The following is a 16,264-nucleotide window of genomic DNA, read 5'->3' on the forward strand; positions in this document are numbered from 1 at the left end:
CCTTCGGGTCGCCGGCCGTGGGACTTCGGCGCGACTTCCGGAAACCGTATGTGAAGCGCTATTCGCTGTTCGTGCCCCCATTCCCCGGCCGGCGTCACTGCCTGGGGAGGGGTGCGGGATCGTGGGGAGCCAGGGGGACGTCGTCGCCGCCGAGGACGTGCTGCTCTTCGTCAACGCGGCCATCACCGCGACCGGACAGCGCGAGTTCCACTCCGACGGCGAGCGGCAGCGGCTCTCCCTCGACTTCCTCCACGAGTACATGCTGGTGAACTACCGCGACCTGTACGCCGCGACGCTGGCGCTCGGCATCAACCACCACAACACGGCGCTGATCGCGCGCCGCCTCCTGGAGACGGCGGCCGACGCCGGCTCGGCCGAACGGCGGCGCGCCGAGGGGCGGTTGATCGGGCGGGCGCTGCGCGCGCTGCCGCCGCAGCGGGTGTACCGGCTGTTCGCGGCGCTGCGGGCCGCGGGCGTCAACAACCGCCGCACCCGGGCGATCGTCCGGGACTGGCTGGCGGCCCGCCCCGATCTGGCCTTCGACGCGGTCAAGTACCGGGGGCAGCTGCGGGCCGCCGCGCGACACGCGCACCTCCGCCTTGACGGGGATGGGGAGTTGGGGGCCTTCCTGTTCGCGCCGCACGACCGGCGGACCTTCGCGACCCCGCTCTTCGAGACATGGCGGCGGGCGCACTACGACCGCTCCCAGGTGTTCGAGCTGCCCTACACCGTCGCCGAGGGCCTCGCCGCCCGGCACGGCATGGACCGGGCGGCGTTCCTCGCCGGGATAGAGCCCCGCATGACGCGCCTCGAGAAGCTGCGGCTGCGCGAGACCACCGGCGACCGGGACCAGGCCACGCTGGCCGGCGCGTCGCTGACCAGGGTCGCCGGCTACGCGCTCTCCCTCCCGCTGGCGGAACGGTCGGCGCGGCGCGGCGAGTTGACGGACGCGCTGCGCGCGGCCGCGGCCCGGACGGCCGGCCGGCGCGCCGGCGCCTGGGGGCGCACGGTGGCCGTGCTCGACGACAGCTACTCGGCGCACGGCTCGGGCGAGAAGCGGCGCCGGCCGCTCGCGGTGGCGCTGGCCGCCCACTTCCTGCTCGAGGCACTGGCCGGCGACGGCTACACCGGGCTGTGGACCTCCGGGCGCACCGATTCGCTGCTCAGCCGCCCGCTGGGCCCGACGCCGCTCGGCGAGCGGATCCTGGACGCGCTCGAACTCGCCCCTGAGCGGCTGCTGATCGTCTCGGACGGCTGGGACAACGCGCCGGTCGGGCTCGCCGCCGAGGTGCTGCGGGTGTGGTCGGCGCGGTTCGACCCAGCGGGCCGTGTGGAGATCGTCCACCTCAACCCGGTGTACGACGCCGATGACTTCGCCGTCCGCGCGCTGGCCCCCTCGGTGCCCACGGTGGGCGTCAGGGACGCCGAGGACCTGCCCGCGCTGGTCGAGTTGGCGCGCTTCGCGCACGGCCGGACCGAGTTGGCGGCGCTCCGCGCCCATCTCGCGGCCCGAGTCGCGGACTTCATCGGGGAGGACGCGTGACCACGTACACGCCCTCCGGGATCGACCTCGCGGGCCTCACCACCGGCCCGCCGCAGGTGTGGGGCGGGGTGCGCCTGGTGCCGCTGCTGCGCGAGGCGCCCATCGTCGACCTGCGGTTGCACCCGCGCGCCTACGGGGAGTCGATCGGCCTCGTCGACCTGGACGGGCGCTCGGTCTACGCCGCCTACATCCCGCACGGCTATGTGGCGAGCTGGACCGGCGGCGGGCCCGCCGCCGCCTACGGCACCCAGTTGACGGACGGCCGCACCGCGGGGACCGAGCGGGCGGCGCCCGTCGAGCACCTGCGGCTGCACTTCCACCGCCGGATGGCCCGCCGGGAGAACCGGAACCGGCTCCGCTTCCTGCCGCTGCACCTGGCCCTGGAGGGCTATCTGGCGCTGCACTTCGGCGGCCCGACGATCGTCTGGGACGAGTGGGCCAGGCGCGCGGTCAACCGCGGCCTCTCGCCGCGCGTCGAGCGCGCGTACGTGGGCGCCGAGGTGCCGGGGCTCGCGGACGCGCTGCGGGTCTTCGAGGTCCACCCAGGCCAGTGCGGGACGCTGATCTATGTCGCGGACGCGCTGGCCGGCGCGCTGGTGGTGCCGCACCCCGACGACTACCGCGTGCTGCACCCGACCCTGATCAGGGACCTCTACGGCGAGCTGGTCCACCAGTACGCGCTGCTCTCGGCGCCGGTCCAGGAGTTCCGCGCCCGCCTCGACGACTCCGCCGTGCGGACGCTGGCCGACCTGCGCGCCGCGGTGGCCGGGCAGCGGGCCGAGTGGGCCGCGTTCCACGACCAGACGATGGCCGGCGGGCTGCTCGACGCGGAGTACTCCTTCCAACGGGTGTACCGCCTGGGCCGGTTCAGCCTGTGGCGGTTCCTGCCGCCGTTCCGGCGGCGGGTCGAGAACCACATCGGCGAGTGCGTCCTGGACAGCGCGGGGCGGCTGGCCTACCTGAAGACGTTCCGGCTGTCGGAGGCGCAGGTGAGGCGCGGCCATCTGCTGTCCTCGCTGGCCGCCCACGACTGGCACCTGGCGAACACGGCGGTGGCGCTCGGCATCACCGCCGAGCAGCTGTCGCTCCGCGTCGAACACGCCGGCTTCGGCCAGCTGCTCGTCCACCGCCGCCGGACGGCCCCCGGCATCCGTTAGGACCTGTCCGCCACCAGCGCCGCGAGGAGCGCGCGCAGCGCGACCACCGCCAGCGCCCACCGCCGGCTCCGCGCTCGGCGAGCTGCGGGCGCTCGTCAGCGGGGACGTGTGGCCGGCGATCGCCCTGACCGCGGTGGCGAGCGCCGGCGCCGTCATGGTCTTCACCCACATCGCCCCGCTGCTGACCGGCGTGAGCGGTTCGCCGCCGACGCGGTGCCGGTGCTCCTGCTGGTCCACGGTGACGGCGCGCCGGCGCGGCCCTGACCTTCCTGCTCGGCGTGCTGGCCTACGCCGTCATCCCCGGCACGCAGGCCCGGGTGATGGCCACGGCCGCCACAGCCCCCCACCCTGGCCGTCGCGGTCGACGCCTCCGGCTACCAGCTCGCCGCCGCCAGCGCCGGCTGGCTCGGCGGGCGCCTGATCGACGAAGGACCGGGGCGCCGCTTCCTCCGCTCGCCGGTGCCCTGCTCGCCCTGGCCGGCATCGCCGTCGCCCTGCGCTCGCTGCGCCGCGACCGTCGCGCCGCCCGGGCGGCCACGCTCACCGCCTGACCGCGGCCCGGACGGCCGCCACCGTCGCGGCCAGCGTGTCGTGCACGGTCAACCCGGGCCTGACGTGCCCGAGTTGGAGGCGCACGTCGGCCGCGCGCGGATAGCCGGGGTCGGCGCCGACGGCGATCAGCCGCTCGGGCGTCGCGGCCGCCGCGCCGAGCTCGTACAGCGTGATGGGCTGCACGGTCAGCGCCGGATCGCAGGCCGGGAACCAGAACAGCGTGACGTCGGCGACCCGCAGATGGTGGAACTCCCAGGCGATCTGGTACTCGCTCGCCGCCAGGTCGTCGACGTCGAACCCCGCCCGGCGCGGGTTGAACACCGTCAGGTCCCGCAGCGCCCTGGCCGCCTCGCGCTGCCAGTCGGGGCAGTGGCTGATCCCGCCGGCCAGGAACACCGACGGCGGATCGCCGGGATCGGGGCGGTACTGGTCCGGGGCCTCGACATAGTGGCTGACCGTCATGCCCCCATCCTGCCGGTCCCTGCCCGTCGGCCGACACACCCTAGACTGAGCCGCCGAGTCGAGGGGTGGGTGCCGGTGGCGGTCGAGGTCACGGGGCGGACGCGCGGGGTGCCGGGTCGCGCGGTGTTGTCGCGGCCGCTCTCCGTGCCGCTGATCGGCGGCCTGGTGGGGATACTGCCGCTCGCGGTGGCCGCGCAGCCGGGCGAGGGGGTCAGGGACACCACGTTCTGGCTCCAGTTGGTGGTCGCCTGCTACGCGGGCGTGCGGCTCTCGGCGATGGTGCTCTCGGGTCGACGGCGGCTGGTGCAGGGCGCGTTCTGGCTGTTCTGCTACCTGGCGATGGGCATCGCGCCGCTGGCCCAGTCCGTGCTCGGCCGGGACCCGACGCCGGTCCTCGGGCCGCGCGGCGACACCCAGTTGGCCACCGTGCTGGTGCTCTGCGGGATGGTCGCCTTCGATGTCGGCGCGCTGTTGGCCAGGCACCGGCCGGCCATGCGCGGCAGCCGGCGCCCGCCGGCCACCGTGCACCGCACCCGGCTCTATGTGCTGGTGGCCTTCGCCTACCTCGCCAGTGCGCTGCTGATCGTCCAACTCGGCGGCCCCGCCGTGTTCTTCGCCAGCCGGCAGGAGATCAGCGCCAGCCTCAGCGAGGCCACGGGCGCCGAGGCGAGCGGCGGCGAGGCGGGCAACGCGCTGCTGCGCGGCTTCGGCACGGTGCCGGCGATGCTGGCGCTGCTGTTCCTCACCCGCTGGATGGTGACGTCCCCGCGGGCCCGCCGTCAGCCGTCCGTGGTGCTGCCGTGGGCCGGCCTGGTCGTCATCAACGCCATCGTCAACAACCCGATCTCCAATCCCCGTTACTGGTTCCTGACGGTGCTGTTCGCCCTGCTTTTCACCGTCTTCCCGCGCAGCACCGTCATGTACCGGGCGGCGCTCGCGCTCGGCGTGGTGATCGCGCTGCTGGTCTTCCCGTTCACCGACCGCTTCCGCTACGACGAGAACGGTCGGCAGCCGGTCGAGGCGCAGTCGTTCATGGAGCCGCTGGTCATCAAGGACTACGACCAGGTCGGCATGTTCGCCAACACCATCACCTACGCGGCCGACGGCAACGGCCACACCTACGGCCGGCAGGTCGCCGGCGCGGCGCTGTTCTTCGTGCCGCGCAACGTGTGGCCGGCCAAGCCGCAGGACACCGGTTTCCTCGTGGGCGGCTGGATGGGCACCAACAGCGCCAACCTCTCCTCCCCGCTGTGGGCCGAACTCTGGCTGGACTTCGGCCCGTTGGGCATGACGGGAGGCTTCCTCGCCATCGGCTACCTGGCGGCGCGCACCGACCGGGGCTATGTGCGGCGCACGCTGGACGACCCGTCGCCCGGCAACGTGCTCGCCGTGGTGGCCCCGGTGCTCGCCGGCTACAGCTTTATCCTGCTGCGCGGCTCCCTGCTCCAGGCCTCGGGCCGGATCGGGATCGCGGTGCTGTGCCTGCTGCTGGTCACCACCTTCCGGCCAGGCCAGCGCAGCCGGCTGTACTGAGCCGGGCTGGCCCCACCCATCCCTGTGGACAGGCATGGACGGAACGGACGCCGCCGTGCACGCCTGGCGACACCTCACGAAGGTGTGATCCACGCCTACCGCCGCTGCCGCACCTGCCGCGTCATGACGACACCGGGGATGGCGACAGCGAGCAGGACTGGGATCGCGGCGGCGATCATCACCCAGAGAACGAGGGCGAGGTAACCGTAGGCGGCCTTTCTGTCGTCCACGTCCGCCAGTGCGAGGAGGACGAGGCTCACCACGAACGCGACCACCACGAAACCCCCGATGGTGATCGCGAGCCACGTGAGAATGCTGGCCCATCGCCGGTAGCCGGCGCTGACCCCCCGAACTTGCGGCGGCGCGTACGCCGTGGGCGCACCAGGCGTCTGGGCTGGGTGAGGAGCTGGCCGTTGGTCAGTCATGAGGTCCACTTCTCCTGTCCGGGGCCCCCGAAACCCCACCCCCACCGCCGCGGCGCACGCCGCACCAAGGCGTTCTGTAGCCAGTGCTCGGCGTGTCCGGCCAGGTCGGAGCACGTGACGGTCTCGCATGAGCGGGCCGCACTCCACCGGCGTGGAGTCCACGATCCACACGTCGTCGCTCCACAGGAATGTGCCGGTGGCCAGCGGCCGGGTGACCCGACGCGGCAGCTCGACGGCCTCGCGCAGGCGCCTGTCGTAGCCCGGCTGCCTGGGCGGGACCAACCGGTCACTTCTTCCTCGCGTCCCACGCGCCAGCACTGAAGGTGCGCAGCAGGACGACCAGCGCGGCCCCAAGCCGCCAGTCCATTCCCGGCGCGTGCACATGCAGCTTGTCACCTCCGGACCTGAACTCCAGCGGCATCTGACCACCCGCGCGCCACCTGATGCGCCGGGGGCCGCGCCCGACACCACCCTCGTTGCCGGGGACACCGTCGAAAACGGAGATCACGAGGATCAGCACCTGCATGGGCAACGACAGCCACCACACGCACCACCAGAGGATCCGGCCCTTGAAGCCCACCGCCTTAGGGCCGCCTGGCTGAGTCACGGTCCAGCGAGTGCGCAGGCCCCGACCACGGAGCGCCTTCTTACGCACGAACGTGCCGATGAGCTCGCCGTGCGCACCCAGCGCCTGAAACGTCGCAACACCGCCGCTGGCCGACAGGGTCACCACGGTGGCCAACCGCTCCCGGCGGTCCTCGTCGGCCCACAGGACGAAGGAACGAGCGCCGCTCCTGCGGGCCGCGCGGTATGCCGGTATGCCGCCCGGCGGCAGCTCACGCTCCACGTAGGCGACCACCTGGGTCGTTCCCGATTCGTCGGAGAGGTAGACCACGTCCATGAAGGGCGCCGGAGAGCCCTCGCGGACTCTGTTTCGCAAGGTTCTCATGGTCAGTACATTGCCCACCTGACGTGCTCCTTCGTGTTTGGGCAGGGGCCGGCTCCAGTCGCACGCACTCAAGATCTGTCAGATGACCCCACCGCACAGGTGGCAAACCGATACACAGGTCGACCCGTCACCTGGCCCGTCCGACAGGTCCCGACAGTCTGCGCCGGAGTGTGGCCTGACCTGTGGTGCGAACGACCGACAACAACGCGCAGGCGCGTCGACCTAGCCTACGGACTGTCTCGTTCGACCACCCTCCGGGGGACCCCTCTTGTGACGCGGAACCCGTCACGCGACCGCTGTCGCGTCCTCGCTCTTCGCCCTTCGCCCTTCGCTCCGACAGCACGAAGGCCCAGGTGCTCCGCACGGCGGTCGTCGACCATGACGGGACGCGTGACGTCGTGGGGAACACCGCACCCACCCGGGAGCCCAGGCCAAGGAGATCCGGCAGGCCGTCCGGGCCCTCCAGGACGGCGCGGAGCCGGTGTACCGGTGATCGGCGGGCAGGGCCCCTCGCGGGACGAACGGTTCGCGGTGATCAGCAGGCGCGTCGTCTTCGTTGGGGGGAGCGCCCTGTTCATCGGCGGTGTTCTCGCGATCCTGCCAGCGGCGTCGCGCCGGCGTCGTGGATGACGACCGACGAGCCGACGCCGACCCACAGTTCGCCGGTGGCCGGGTCGACCTCGAGGAAGCCGAGCGTCCCGTCCGGCAGTCGGGTGCCCGCGCAGACGCCGGACGAGGCGGCGTCCGCTCCCGCCTCGACCCGGCGGAGCAGGTTGCCGCCGACCGACCCCGACGACCCCGCCGACCAGACCGTGCCGCGGGCCGGGTCCGAGGCCAGTCGCGAGGTCCCCTCCACGGTGGCGGTGCGGCGCACGGCGCCAGTCGCCGTCTCGACCTCGGAGAGCGTCGGCCCCTGGGCCACCAGCACGGTCTCGGCGGTCCTCCCCGCCCGTCGGGGATCGTGGCGCCGGCGAGCCAGACGCCGCGCGCGGCCCCGTCCCCGTCCGCGGCGGTCCCGAGCCCGCGCACCGGGTAGCCGAAGACCATCCCGTCGCCGGGGAGCGGCGCGGCGATGCGGGAGACGGCCACCTGCCGGAGCGCTCCGGTGGAGCCCGGCGCCTGGGAGATCCAGGAACGGACCGTGCCGTCGGCCGGGTCGAGCGCGTAGAGGCCGCGTTCGTCGACGTCGGCGGTAGTCGGCGAGTCGTCCGAGGCGACGTACAGCTTCTCCGAGTCGAAGTGCCACAGCAGGTCGAGGGGTCGGCCGATCGAGGTGATCGCGGCCGCCTGGTGGTGGCCCACCGTTCCGGGCGGCACGTCGACGCCTTCGCCCCCCGTCCGTGGGTGGCGCCTCGTCGGCCCACGCCTGGGTCAGCGTGGTGCCGGCGAGCAGCAGCGCGGCGCCGGCGAGGAAGGCGCCGAGTCTTCGTCCGTGTCTCATCGCGTGGTCCGGTCTCTCTCCGTGCCTACTGGAAGGTGACCGGGACGTGGACGTCGTACGAGCGGCTGTAGATGTTGGTGAAGTCGGCGCGGGTCACGATGGCGCACTCGACGGTCTCGCCGCAGATGTTCCCGTCGCCGAGGTCGGCCCGGACATTGATCGACACCGTGAACGTGACCGTGACGGTGCGCGTCGCGGTGGCCGCCGACGCGGACCGGCGAGCCCCAGCGTCAGGGCGGCGATGGCGGCGACGGCGATCCCGGCGCGGGCGAGGGCGCGGGCGGAGGACGGAACGAGGCGCATGGCGTGGCGATGCCTTTCCGGGTGTCGGACGGGCGACCACGACGGCCCCCCGATCACCATGAGTTAGGCTAGGCAAACCTAACCGCACGCTCCCTTGGCGGTGTCAACCGCCATGCCACCGCCCGGACTTGACCAGCGGAGCGCTCAGGCGGCCAGCAGGCGCAGCTCGAAGGAGGCCCGGAGCCAGCTGGCGGCGGCCTTCGCGGCCGAGCCGACCGCCAGGCCCCACGCCGCGCCCGGGATGCCGCCGAGGGCGTAGCCGAGGAGCAGGCACAGGACCGAGAAGAGCGAGAAGGTGAGCTGCACGGGGAGCGTGGCGCGCGGGCTCAGGACGCGGAGCAGGAGCAGCCCGCAGGTGCCGAGGGCCATCACCGCGTACTGGGTGCCGGTGGCGGGCAGCAGGGAGACGGCCGCGTCCCAGGTGTCGCCGAGCAGGGCACGGCCGGCGGCGTCCGGGAGGAGGGCGAGCGTCACCGCCCAGCAGGCCGCGACGCCGGCCAACGCGCCGCCGGCCGTGGCGGCGGCGCGGGCCCGGAGGTGGCCGTTCGGCCGACGGCCGAGCAGCGGCGGGCCGAAACCGGTGGCCGCGTTGAACAGCACGTTCAGCGGGCCGAAGAGAGTGCTCGCGCCCCGCAGTGCGCCGACGGCGAGCGGGTTGGCGAGCAGGCCGAGGAGGACGATCGCCAGCTGGGAGGCCGCGTTGCCGACGCCGAACTCGACGACGAAGCGCCGGCCGAGGTGGCGCCGGTCGAGGAGGGTGCGGGGGTCGACGGGCGTGGCGCCCCGGGTGAGGAGGAGCAGCAGCGCTCCGCCAAGGAGCAGCGCGGGGAGCGAGGAGAGGCCCCAGGCCAGCACCATCCGGCCAGGACCCGTGCCGTACGGCTGGAGCGCCAGCGCGGGAACGGCCACGGCGAGCCGTGACACGTCGGCGACCAGGGCGAGTTGCGGCCGGCCGAGGAGCGAGAAGGCGTAGCGCAGCCCGTCCTGGGTGAGGACCAGCGGGAGCACGAGGCCGAGCGCGGTGAGGCCGTCCGCGATGCCGCCTGGGACGGCGAGGGTCACCAGGGCCGTGGCCGCGCCGAGCGCCGTCGACGCGGCGAGCGTGAAGAGCGCCGCGGCCCGGCAGTGGCCGTGCAGGTCGGCCGCCGCGCCGCGGCGCAGCACCAACGCCTGCCCGACATAGGCGGTGGCCGCGCCGAGCAGCAGCGCGAACACCGTGTAGACGACGGCGAACGAGGCGAAGTCCGCCGCCGTCGACTGCCGCGCCGCGCACACCACCACGGCGATGTTGGTCAGCGCGGCCACGCCCTGGTCCGCTATGGCCGCGACCGTGGCGCGCCGCGTGGAGGGTCCGCTCTCTTCGCTCACTGCTGTGGGGAACCGTCTTCGAGATCGGCGGGGTCGAGGACGCGCAGGCCGAGGGTCTCCGAGCCCACGTCGCGGTGGTCCGGCGGCGGTTGCTGCCGGGTGACGGGCGGCCGGTTGGTCCGTGGCCGCGCCTGCGCCGGCGGCTGGGGCCGCGGCAGCGGCTCCGCCGGGACCGGCTCGGCGCCGTCGGCGAGCGAGGCCCGGTCCGAGTCGCTGCCGCCGCCCCACGAGTGCAGCACCGCCCCCAGCAGTATGCCGCCGGCGCCGACCACCAACTCCCTGACCCTGGCCAGGTCGTCGCGCCGCACCTGGCTCGGGTCGCAGACGACGAGCACGCCGTCGACCCGGTCGGTGAGCGCGATCGCGTCGGCATAGGAGAGGACGGCGGGGGCCAGCACCACGACGACGGCGCCCTTGGCGTCGGCGTGGCCGATCAGCGTGGTGGCCGCCGGCGAGGTGAGCGCCCGCGGCACGTTCCGCACCCGGCGCCCCGGCACGAGGTCGAAGATGCCGGACTCGCCGCCGTCGATGGGCACCCGGCCGCCGGGCCAGCCGCTGTCCTGGCCGCGCCGGGCGCCGTTGCCCGCCCAGCCGGGGCGTGCGCCGTCGGCGTGCCTGAGCTGGTCGGAGAGGGTCGGGGTGCGCAGGTCGGCCTCGACGAGCAGCGCGTCCATGCCCATCTCGGCGAAGGCCGCGGTGAGGTTGACCGAGGTGGCGAGCGGCGTCTCGATGCTGCCGCGCGGCGCGACCACCAGCAGCCGGCGGCGCTGCGCGAACGTCTCGTCGTAGGCGAGGCGGAACGCGACCGAGCGGTACTCCTCGGCCAGCCGCCCCTCGGCGAGCAGCTGGTCGGGGTGGCCGCGCCCGGTGCGCGGCAGCACGCCGAGGACGGGCGCGCGCAGGGCGCGGGTGACGTCGCCGGCCGAGCGCACGGTGGGGTCGAAGACCAGCCGGATCCAGGCGGCGAGCAGTCCGAGGCCGATGCCGACGACGTAGCCGAGGCCGAGCAGCAGCGGAAGTCCCGGCCCTGCCGGGCTGGTTGGCGCGCTGGCCTCGGTGATGACCCGACCGCCGCTGGTGTCGAGGGCCCGGAGGCCGGCGATGCTCGAGGTGAGCTCGGAGAGCTCCGCGGTGACGGTGGACAGGTCGGCGACCGCGTTGTCGTAGGCGGTGGTGCCCTCGACGAGGTTCTGGTCCAGGTCGAGTTGGAGCTGGTCGCGGCGCTCGAGCAGCGGGGCGCGCTGCTCCTCGAGCGCGGCGACGTTGTGGGCGATCGTCTCGTCGGCGGCGGCCTGCCGGTGTTCGAGGTAGGCGTCGACGAAGGCGTTGGCCCGCTCGGCGGCGACCCGGGGGTCGTCGGCCGAGTAGGCGAACCGCAGCACCTCGGTGTTGGGCGGGTTGGTGACGGTGAGCCCGCGCTTGAGCGAGCCGGCGGCGTTCGGCCGGCCGAGTGCCTCGGCGGCGCGCTGGGCCACGACATCGCTGACGGCGGTGCGGCGCTCGGAGCCCATCACGACGCGGTCGACGGCGGTGGGTGCGAACGGGTCGGCGGTGGGCACCCGCACGGTGATCTCGCTGGTGGCGATGTACGTCTCGTTGCTCGAGAGCCCGAGCCACGCGCCGCCGGCGAGGCCGAGCAGGATGCCACAGACGATCAGCAGCCGGTAGCGCAGCAGTTGGCGGAACTGGTCGCGCAGCAGGTCGGGTTCGTCGTACGGGTGGTGGCCCGGGATGCCGCGACCGTCATCGCGCACTGCGCTCATGCGGTTCTTCCTCTTCTCGGGTGGGCGGCGCGTGCCTCGTCGAGCAGCGCGGTGACGCGGCCGAGCCCGGCGGCACGGGACAGGTGGGTGCGGGCGTAGTCGGCGCCGCGGGCGCCCATGGCGTCGGCGGCCGCCGGGTCGGCGGCCAGCTCCCGCGCCGCCTCGGCCAGCGCGGCCGGGTCCTCGGGTGGGACCAGCGTGCCGGCCGCCGACCTGCGGATCTCCTGGGCCGTGCCGCCCCGGGCGGCGACCGAGGCGATCACCGGCCGGCCGGCGACGAAGTAGGAGGTGAGCTTGGACGGCAGGCTCATGTCGAGGACGGTGGCACGCTGGGTGACGACGAGGGCGTCGGCGGCGGCCAGCACGTCGGGGAACTCGGCGTCGGGCGCGGGCGGCAGGAAGTCCACGTTGGGCAGCCCGGCGGCCAGCTCGACGAGGCGGTCGCGCTGACTGCCGTCGCCCATCAGCACGACGCGCAACTCGGGAGCGTGGCGGGCGGTCTCGATGAGCACCTCGAGGCCCTGCTTGAGGCCCATGTTGCCGGAGTGCAGCAGCACCGTCTGTTCCTCGGGCCAGCCGAGCCCGGCCCTGGTCTTGCTGCGCGGGGCCGAAGGTCCCGCGACATGCGACCAGTTGGGCACGAGCCGGATGCGGTCCTCGGGCACCCCGAGGGCGGTGACCCGGTCGCGGAAGCTCTCGTGGATGACGCCGACGAGGGTGGCATCGCGCAGCATCCGGCGCTCGACAGCGGCCGTGGCGCCGGCCACGAGGCCCCCGCCGCTGATCCCGCTCTGCTCCGCGGCGGCGCCCATCAGGTCCTGGACGATGGGCAGATAGGGCACGCCGTGGCGCCTGGCGATCCGGGCCGCGAGCAGCCCGCCGGCAAGGCTCGGCACCTGCGCGACCACGAGGTCGGGGCGGCCCATCCGGGGCGGGGCGAGCACGCCGTGCGCGAGGATCGTCGCCTCGTAGAGGGCGCGGCGCGCGGCGGTCTGACGCGGCGGCACCGTGTGCCGCCTGCGGTGTATCAGGACTCCCGCCCGACTGTCCACGCCGCGCCACTTCCCGCGATAGGCCGGATCGACGCGCCAGGAAGGGTAGTGCGGCATGCCGGCCAGCACGTGCACCTCCGCCTGGCGCTCGGCCGCCCAGTGCTCGGCGAGCTGCGCGGCGTAGGGACCGATACCGGCCTGCTCCGGTGCGTAGTTGGTCGACACGAGCAGTAACCGCTCATGCGCCACCACATCATCACTCATGGTAATGCCCCTCCCCGATCGCCCTCCCCCGTGAGTGACGGGTGCTCAGCCTATCCCCAAAGTTTGCACACGATGTCAGCATCCGGTCCTGTTCCGTGAGGACTTGGAGCTAAGGTGGGAGATCCTCTTTCGCGACGGGCCAGTGGGGGGTTCGGGCGTATGCAACATGCCGTTCGCCATACCGTGGGCTACGCACCCGGGGTCTACGACCTCTTCCACGTCGGGCACCTCAACATTCTCCGGCACGCCAGGAGCCGTTGCGACTACCTCGTCGCCGGGGTGGTCTCGGACGAGATGGCGGAGCTGGCCAAGGGCCGCCCGCCGGTGATACCGCTGGTGGAGCGTCTGGAGATCGTGCGGAGCATCCGGTTCGTGGACGCGGCGTTCGTGGAGACCGTGCCCGACAAGCTGGAGACCTGGCAACAGGTCAGGTTCGACGTGCTGTTCAAGGGCGACGACTGGCGCGGCACGCCGCGCGGCGACAGGCTGGAACGCGACTTCGCCACCGTCGGCGTCGAGGTCGTCTACTTCCCCTACACGGTGCACACGTCCAGCACTCAGCTGCGGGCCGCGCTCTCCGCGTTGACGGCGGACAGCTCGCGGAACCACTTGACGGAGAACGCGGCGCAGAACGCGACGTAGGCGCAGCACAGCGCCGCGTACCCGAGGCGGAACGCCCGCTCGTCGGCCAGCAGCAGGAACACCGCGCACATCACCCCGTAGTCGACGGGCAGCAGCGCCACGGCGCGCAGCCGGGACGGCGGGGCCTGCGGCGCGCCGGCCCCCCGGGCGGCGGGGCGCGGCCTGAGCTTGTCGGTGAGCAGGCCGCCGAAGAAGACGAGGACGGCGGCGAGTTGGAAGACCAGCGGCACCAGCAGCCAGCCCTCCGCGGGCAGTTCGAAGTGCCGGTAGAAGGCGATCAGCACGGCGCCGTGCAGCGCGGTGATCTTGGCGCAGTCCACGGCGTGGTCGAGCCACTCCCCCGCCGGGCTCGACCGGCCGCGCAGCCTGGCGAGTTGGCCGTCCGCCGAGTCCAGCGCGAAGCCGAGCACGAGGGTCGCGTAGACGCCAAGGGCCAGCGGCCAGGACGGCGGCAGCGCCGCCACCGCGGCCACCCCGGCGAAGCTGAACACCGCGCTGACCAGGGTGACCTGGTTGGGCGTCAGGCGCAGCCGGTAGGCCGCGGCCGCCAGCCGGCGGCCGAGCGGGCGGTTGACGTAGCGCGAGTAGAGCGACACCCCCTTGGCGGTCTTCTGCGCCCCGCGCAGCCGGTCGAGCGCCGCACCGTAGCTCAGCTCAGCCACCATCCATCACCTGGTCCCCACCTGCTCACACACCGGATCCGGCTCCCCGCGATGCGTGGCATCATCGCATGGGCGGATAGCATGCGGGGGCCACTGCGCCCAAGGGATGACGGGGAGGACCGAACGATGCGGCTGCGAGCTCGGCTGTCGACGACCGTGGCTGGGCTGACCGCGGTCCTAGCGCTGACGACGAGCCTTTCGGGGTGCATGACGGTGCACGGCGAGGAGGCCATCGTGCCCGCCACCGACACCGAGGAGGCGGAGGAGGTCCTCCGGCACTACGTCGAGGTCTACAACGAGGCCAAGCCCGCCAACGACTCGGAGCTCAACGCGACGGTCGAGTCCGGCGGCCTCGGCGCCATCAACGGTGCCGTGCTCGACGCGCGTGCCGGCGCCATCGCCGACGCCGAGGAGCAGGGCGACCAGCAGATCATCGACCAGATCAACGAGGCGTACGGGCCCGACTCGTTCACGCCCCTGGAGCTCGACGACGTCCGGTACCACATACCGGAGCAGGCCGGCTGGCCCAAGTTCTTCGTCGCCGAGGCCCGGTCGAACCTGACCGAGAACCGTTGGCTGCTGGTCTTCACACGCGACTCGATCGACGAGGACTGGCGCGCCTCCTACCTGGGCCAGGTGCCGGCCGCCCAGTTGCCCGAGCTCGCCGAGGAGGACGGCGCCCTGGTGGACGTCCCGCTCACCGGGACGGACGGGGACGACCTCGCGGTGCCGCCCGCCGAGTTGAGCGCGGCCTACGCCGAGTACCTGTCGGCCGGCGGGGTCGACCCGACGTTCACGGCCGGTCCGTACACCACCGACGCGCTCGCCAGCCGGGAGGAGGCCAACAACAACGCGGCCTTCCGCACCGACTACATCGACGAGCCGGCCGAGGACCCGGAGTACGCGCCGGTCGCCATCCGCACCGCCGACGGCGGGGCGCTGGTCTTCTTCACCACGCTGCACAACAGCAAGCAGACGGTCGCCGAGGGCGAGAACCCGGCCGAGGTGCTGCGCCTCGACCCGGCGTCGCTGGCGCTGATGGAGGGCGAGGCGCGGCGCGCCGTCACCTGGCAGCGGGTCGCCTACCAGGTCGCCTACGTGCCGGCGGGCGAGGGCCAGGTGGAGATCCTCGGCCAGAGCAGGGGCGCGACCTCGGTCACCGGCGAGTAGGCCAGGCAGGGGTGCCGGCCGGCTCCTCCTCGTCGTCCTCGGCCGGCAGCCCGGCCGAAGCGTCGGTCAGCGCCTCGAGCAGCGTCAGCGGCTCGGGCAGCGGCCGCTCCGGGCCGTGCAACCAGCGCACCCCGGTCGCCGCCGTGGCGCCCGGGGTGCGGGAGGGCGGCACCAGCACGTAGCTGCCGCGGCAGTGCCAGCGGAGGCCCGGGTGCTCGTCCACGGTCTCGGGATGGCAGTCGAGCTCGCACGGCCACCACTCGTCCTCGTCGTCCGGGGTGCCGCGGGTGGCCGTGAAGAACAGCATCCGGTCGTCCACGAGGGCGACCGGGCCCACCTCCGTCCCCTCGGCCGCGAGCCGCTCGAGCGCGGCCCGGCCGGCGGCCGCCGGCACGTCGAGCACGTCGTGGGCGCGGCCGGTGGCGGTGACGAAGTTCGCCTCGGGCGCGCCGTGCAGCCAGCGGAGCACCTGGTCCCGATCGGTGGTGGCCTGCGTCTGCCAGGCGAGGGACACGGGGTGCCGACCGGGCGTGGGACAGCCGATGCGCTCGCAGGAACAGCCGTAGTCGTGGGGGTGCGCGGCGGGCGCCAACGGGAAGCCGGCCTCGGCGGCGGCGAGCAGCAGCTCCTCCCTGGCCCGGGCCGCGGCCGCCCCCGCGGCCGCCTCCCGCGCTCCGCGACGCAACCACCGAGGGAGTCTGCTCTCGCGTTCCATGGTCCCCCTACCGCCTCACTAGCCGTTTCCCGAAGCGTCCAGCGCGGGAGGCGCGGCGCTTATTCCGTGGAAACGTCTCAGCTGTCACTCGGTTGTAAGTTGTAACGAACCATCCTGCCCTGCGATGGCCTCCGATGGGTAATCGGGAGAAAGCCGCCCGCCGGTGACACCGGTGCGCTCTCCCGCACGCCATCTCCCCACGCGCCCCGCGCTGCGCGCGGGCCGTGCTGGCCGTGCTGGCCGTGCTGGCCGGCCTGGCGGCCGGTGGCCGCCGGGCGCTCCGCGGGGGGTGTGTCCCCACCCACCCTGTCTCTTATACGCAT

General features: G+C 73.6%; 16 protein-coding genes and 1 pseudogene. 6 read left to right on the plus strand and 11 right to left on the minus strand.

The window, feature by feature from the left end:
• Positions 1-121 precede the first annotated feature (121 nt).
• The 3 genes from E1265_RS10500 to E1265_RS10510 all read left to right on the plus strand — a co-directional run bounded on the left by E1265_RS10500 (position 122) and on the right by E1265_RS10510 (position 3,251).
• Entirely contained in the window at positions 122-1,543 is a 1,422-nt protein-coding gene (locus tag E1265_RS10500) for a hypothetical protein (RefSeq protein ID WP_132929992.1), read from the plus strand.
• Entirely contained in the window at positions 1,540-2,700 is a 1,161-nt protein-coding gene (locus E1265_RS10505) for a hypothetical protein (protein ID WP_132929993.1), read from the plus strand. The genes E1265_RS10500 and E1265_RS10505 overlap by 4 nt, the downstream gene beginning before the upstream one ends.
• Before the next feature lie 278 nt (positions 2,701-2,978).
• The gene (locus E1265_RS10510) at positions 2,979-3,251 is read left to right on the plus strand and encodes a hypothetical protein (RefSeq protein ID WP_132929994.1); all 273 of its coding nucleotides are present in this window, start codon (positions 2,979-2,981) and stop codon (positions 3,249-3,251) included.
• On the opposite strand, the gene E1265_RS10515 is transcribed toward E1265_RS10510, so the two are convergent.
• On the minus strand, positions 3,241-3,714 hold the full coding sequence (locus E1265_RS10515) for a nucleoside 2-deoxyribosyltransferase domain-containing protein (protein WP_132929995.1): 474 nt from the start codon (positions 3,712-3,714) through the stop codon (positions 3,241-3,243). The genes E1265_RS10510 and E1265_RS10515 overlap by 11 nt on opposite strands.
• A 75-nt stretch (positions 3,715-3,789) precedes the next feature.
• Between E1265_RS10515 and E1265_RS10520 the strand changes: the two genes are divergently transcribed.
• On the plus strand, positions 3,790-5,247 hold the full coding sequence (locus E1265_RS10520) for a hypothetical protein (protein ID WP_165953719.1): 1,458 nt from the start codon (positions 3,790-3,792) through the stop codon (positions 5,245-5,247).
• 95 nt (positions 5,248-5,342) lie between these two features.
• Here E1265_RS10520 and E1265_RS10525 read toward each other — a convergent pair whose 3' ends face one another.
• The 8 genes and pseudogenes from E1265_RS10525 to E1265_RS10560 form a co-directional block, all read right to left on the minus strand.
• Complete coding sequence (locus E1265_RS10525) at positions 5,343-5,525, minus strand: hypothetical protein (protein WP_243740677.1); 183 nt, start codon at positions 5,523-5,525, stop codon at positions 5,343-5,345.
• A gap of 242 nt (positions 5,526-5,767) precedes the next feature.
• Positions 5,768-5,945 (minus strand): annotated as a pseudogene (locus E1265_RS38860) (IS982 family transposase); the annotation flags it as partial.
• Positions 5,946-5,958: 13 nt separating this feature from the next.
• The gene (locus E1265_RS10535) at positions 5,959-6,639 is read right to left on the minus strand and encodes a hypothetical protein (protein ID WP_207931034.1); all 681 of its coding nucleotides are present in this window, start codon (positions 6,637-6,639) and stop codon (positions 5,959-5,961) included.
• 556 nt (positions 6,640-7,195) lie between these two features.
• Positions 7,196-7,549, minus strand: a complete 354-nt coding sequence (locus E1265_RS10540; RefSeq protein WP_132929996.1) for a hypothetical protein — start codon at positions 7,547-7,549, stop codon at positions 7,196-7,198.
• A 538-nt stretch (positions 7,550-8,087) separates the two neighbouring features.
• A complete protein-coding gene (locus tag E1265_RS38865) occupies positions 8,088-8,228 on the minus strand; it encodes a hypothetical protein (RefSeq protein ID WP_243740680.1) in 141 nt (46 codons plus the stop codon).
• 281 nt (positions 8,229-8,509) lie between these two features.
• Positions 8,510-9,733: a hypothetical protein gene (locus E1265_RS10550; protein WP_207931035.1), complete on the minus strand. Its 1,224-nt coding sequence runs from the start codon at positions 9,731-9,733 to the stop codon at positions 8,510-8,512.
• Entirely contained in the window at positions 9,730-11,496 is a 1,767-nt protein-coding gene (locus E1265_RS10555) for a lipopolysaccharide biosynthesis protein (protein ID WP_132929997.1), read from the minus strand. Before E1265_RS10555 ends, E1265_RS10550 begins: the two co-directional genes overlap by 4 nt.
• Positions 11,493-12,752, minus strand: a complete 1,260-nt coding sequence (locus E1265_RS10560) for a glycosyltransferase (protein ID WP_132929998.1) — start codon at positions 12,750-12,752, stop codon at positions 11,493-11,495. The genes E1265_RS10555 and E1265_RS10560 overlap by 4 nt, the downstream gene beginning before the upstream one ends.
• Positions 12,753-12,911: 159 nt before the next feature.
• Here E1265_RS10560 and E1265_RS10565 point away from each other — a divergent pair, with 159 nt between their 5' ends.
• Positions 12,912-13,394: an adenylyltransferase/cytidyltransferase family protein gene (locus tag E1265_RS10565; RefSeq protein ID WP_132929999.1), complete on the plus strand. Its 483-nt coding sequence runs from the start codon at positions 12,912-12,914 to the stop codon at positions 13,392-13,394.
• Here E1265_RS10565 and E1265_RS10570 read toward each other — a convergent pair.
• Positions 13,310-14,059, minus strand: a complete 750-nt coding sequence (locus E1265_RS10570; protein WP_207931036.1) for a CDP-alcohol phosphatidyltransferase family protein — start codon at positions 14,057-14,059, stop codon at positions 13,310-13,312. The genes E1265_RS10565 and E1265_RS10570 overlap by 85 nt on opposite strands.
• 204 nt (positions 14,060-14,263) lie before the next feature.
• On the opposite strand from E1265_RS10570, the gene E1265_RS10575 reads away from it, so the two are divergent.
• Positions 14,264-15,226 (plus strand): hypothetical protein, encoded by a 963-nt coding sequence (locus E1265_RS10575; RefSeq protein WP_132930000.1) that lies wholly within the window; start codon positions 14,264-14,266, stop codon positions 15,224-15,226.
• Here the strand turns inward: E1265_RS10575 and E1265_RS10580 are convergent.
• Entirely contained in the window at positions 15,213-15,941 is a 729-nt protein-coding gene (locus tag E1265_RS10580) for a bifunctional DNA primase/polymerase (protein ID WP_132930001.1), read from the minus strand. The two genes, E1265_RS10575 and E1265_RS10580, sit on opposite strands and share 14 nt — an antisense overlap.
• Between the last annotated feature and the right edge of the window lie 323 nt (positions 15,942-16,264).

The organism is Streptomyces sp. 8K308 (assembly GCF_004348315.1).
Taxonomy (GTDB): domain Bacteria; phylum Actinomycetota; class Actinomycetes; order Streptomycetales; family Streptomycetaceae; genus Streptomyces.

Bases quoted from the DNA above. Each gene is read 5' to 3' on its own strand.
- E1265_RS10560 (WP_132929998.1), bottom strand. From the start codon at position 12,752: ATGAGTGATGATGTGGTGGCGCATGAGCGGTTACTGCTCGTGTCGACC.
- E1265_RS10580 (WP_132930001.1), bottom strand. From the start codon at position 15,941: ATGGAACGCGAGAGCAGACTCCCTCGGTGGTTGCGTCGCGGAGCGCGG.
- E1265_RS10570 (WP_207931036.1), bottom strand. From the start codon at position 14,059: ATGGTGGCTGAGCTGAGCTACGGTGCGGCGCTCGACCGGCTGCGCGGG.
- E1265_RS10565 (WP_132929999.1), top strand. From the start codon at position 12,912: ATGCAACATGCCGTTCGCCATACCGTGGGCTACGCACCCGGGGTCTAC.
- E1265_RS10515 (WP_132929995.1), bottom strand. From the start codon at position 3,714: ATGACGGTCAGCCACTATGTCGAGGCCCCGGACCAGTACCGCCCCGAT.
- E1265_RS10575 (WP_132930000.1), top strand. From the start codon at position 14,264: ATGACGGTGCACGGCGAGGAGGCCATCGTGCCCGCCACCGACACCGAG.
- E1265_RS10555 (WP_132929997.1), bottom strand. From the start codon at position 11,496: ATGAGCGCAGTGCGCGATGACGGTCGCGGCATCCCGGGCCACCACCCG.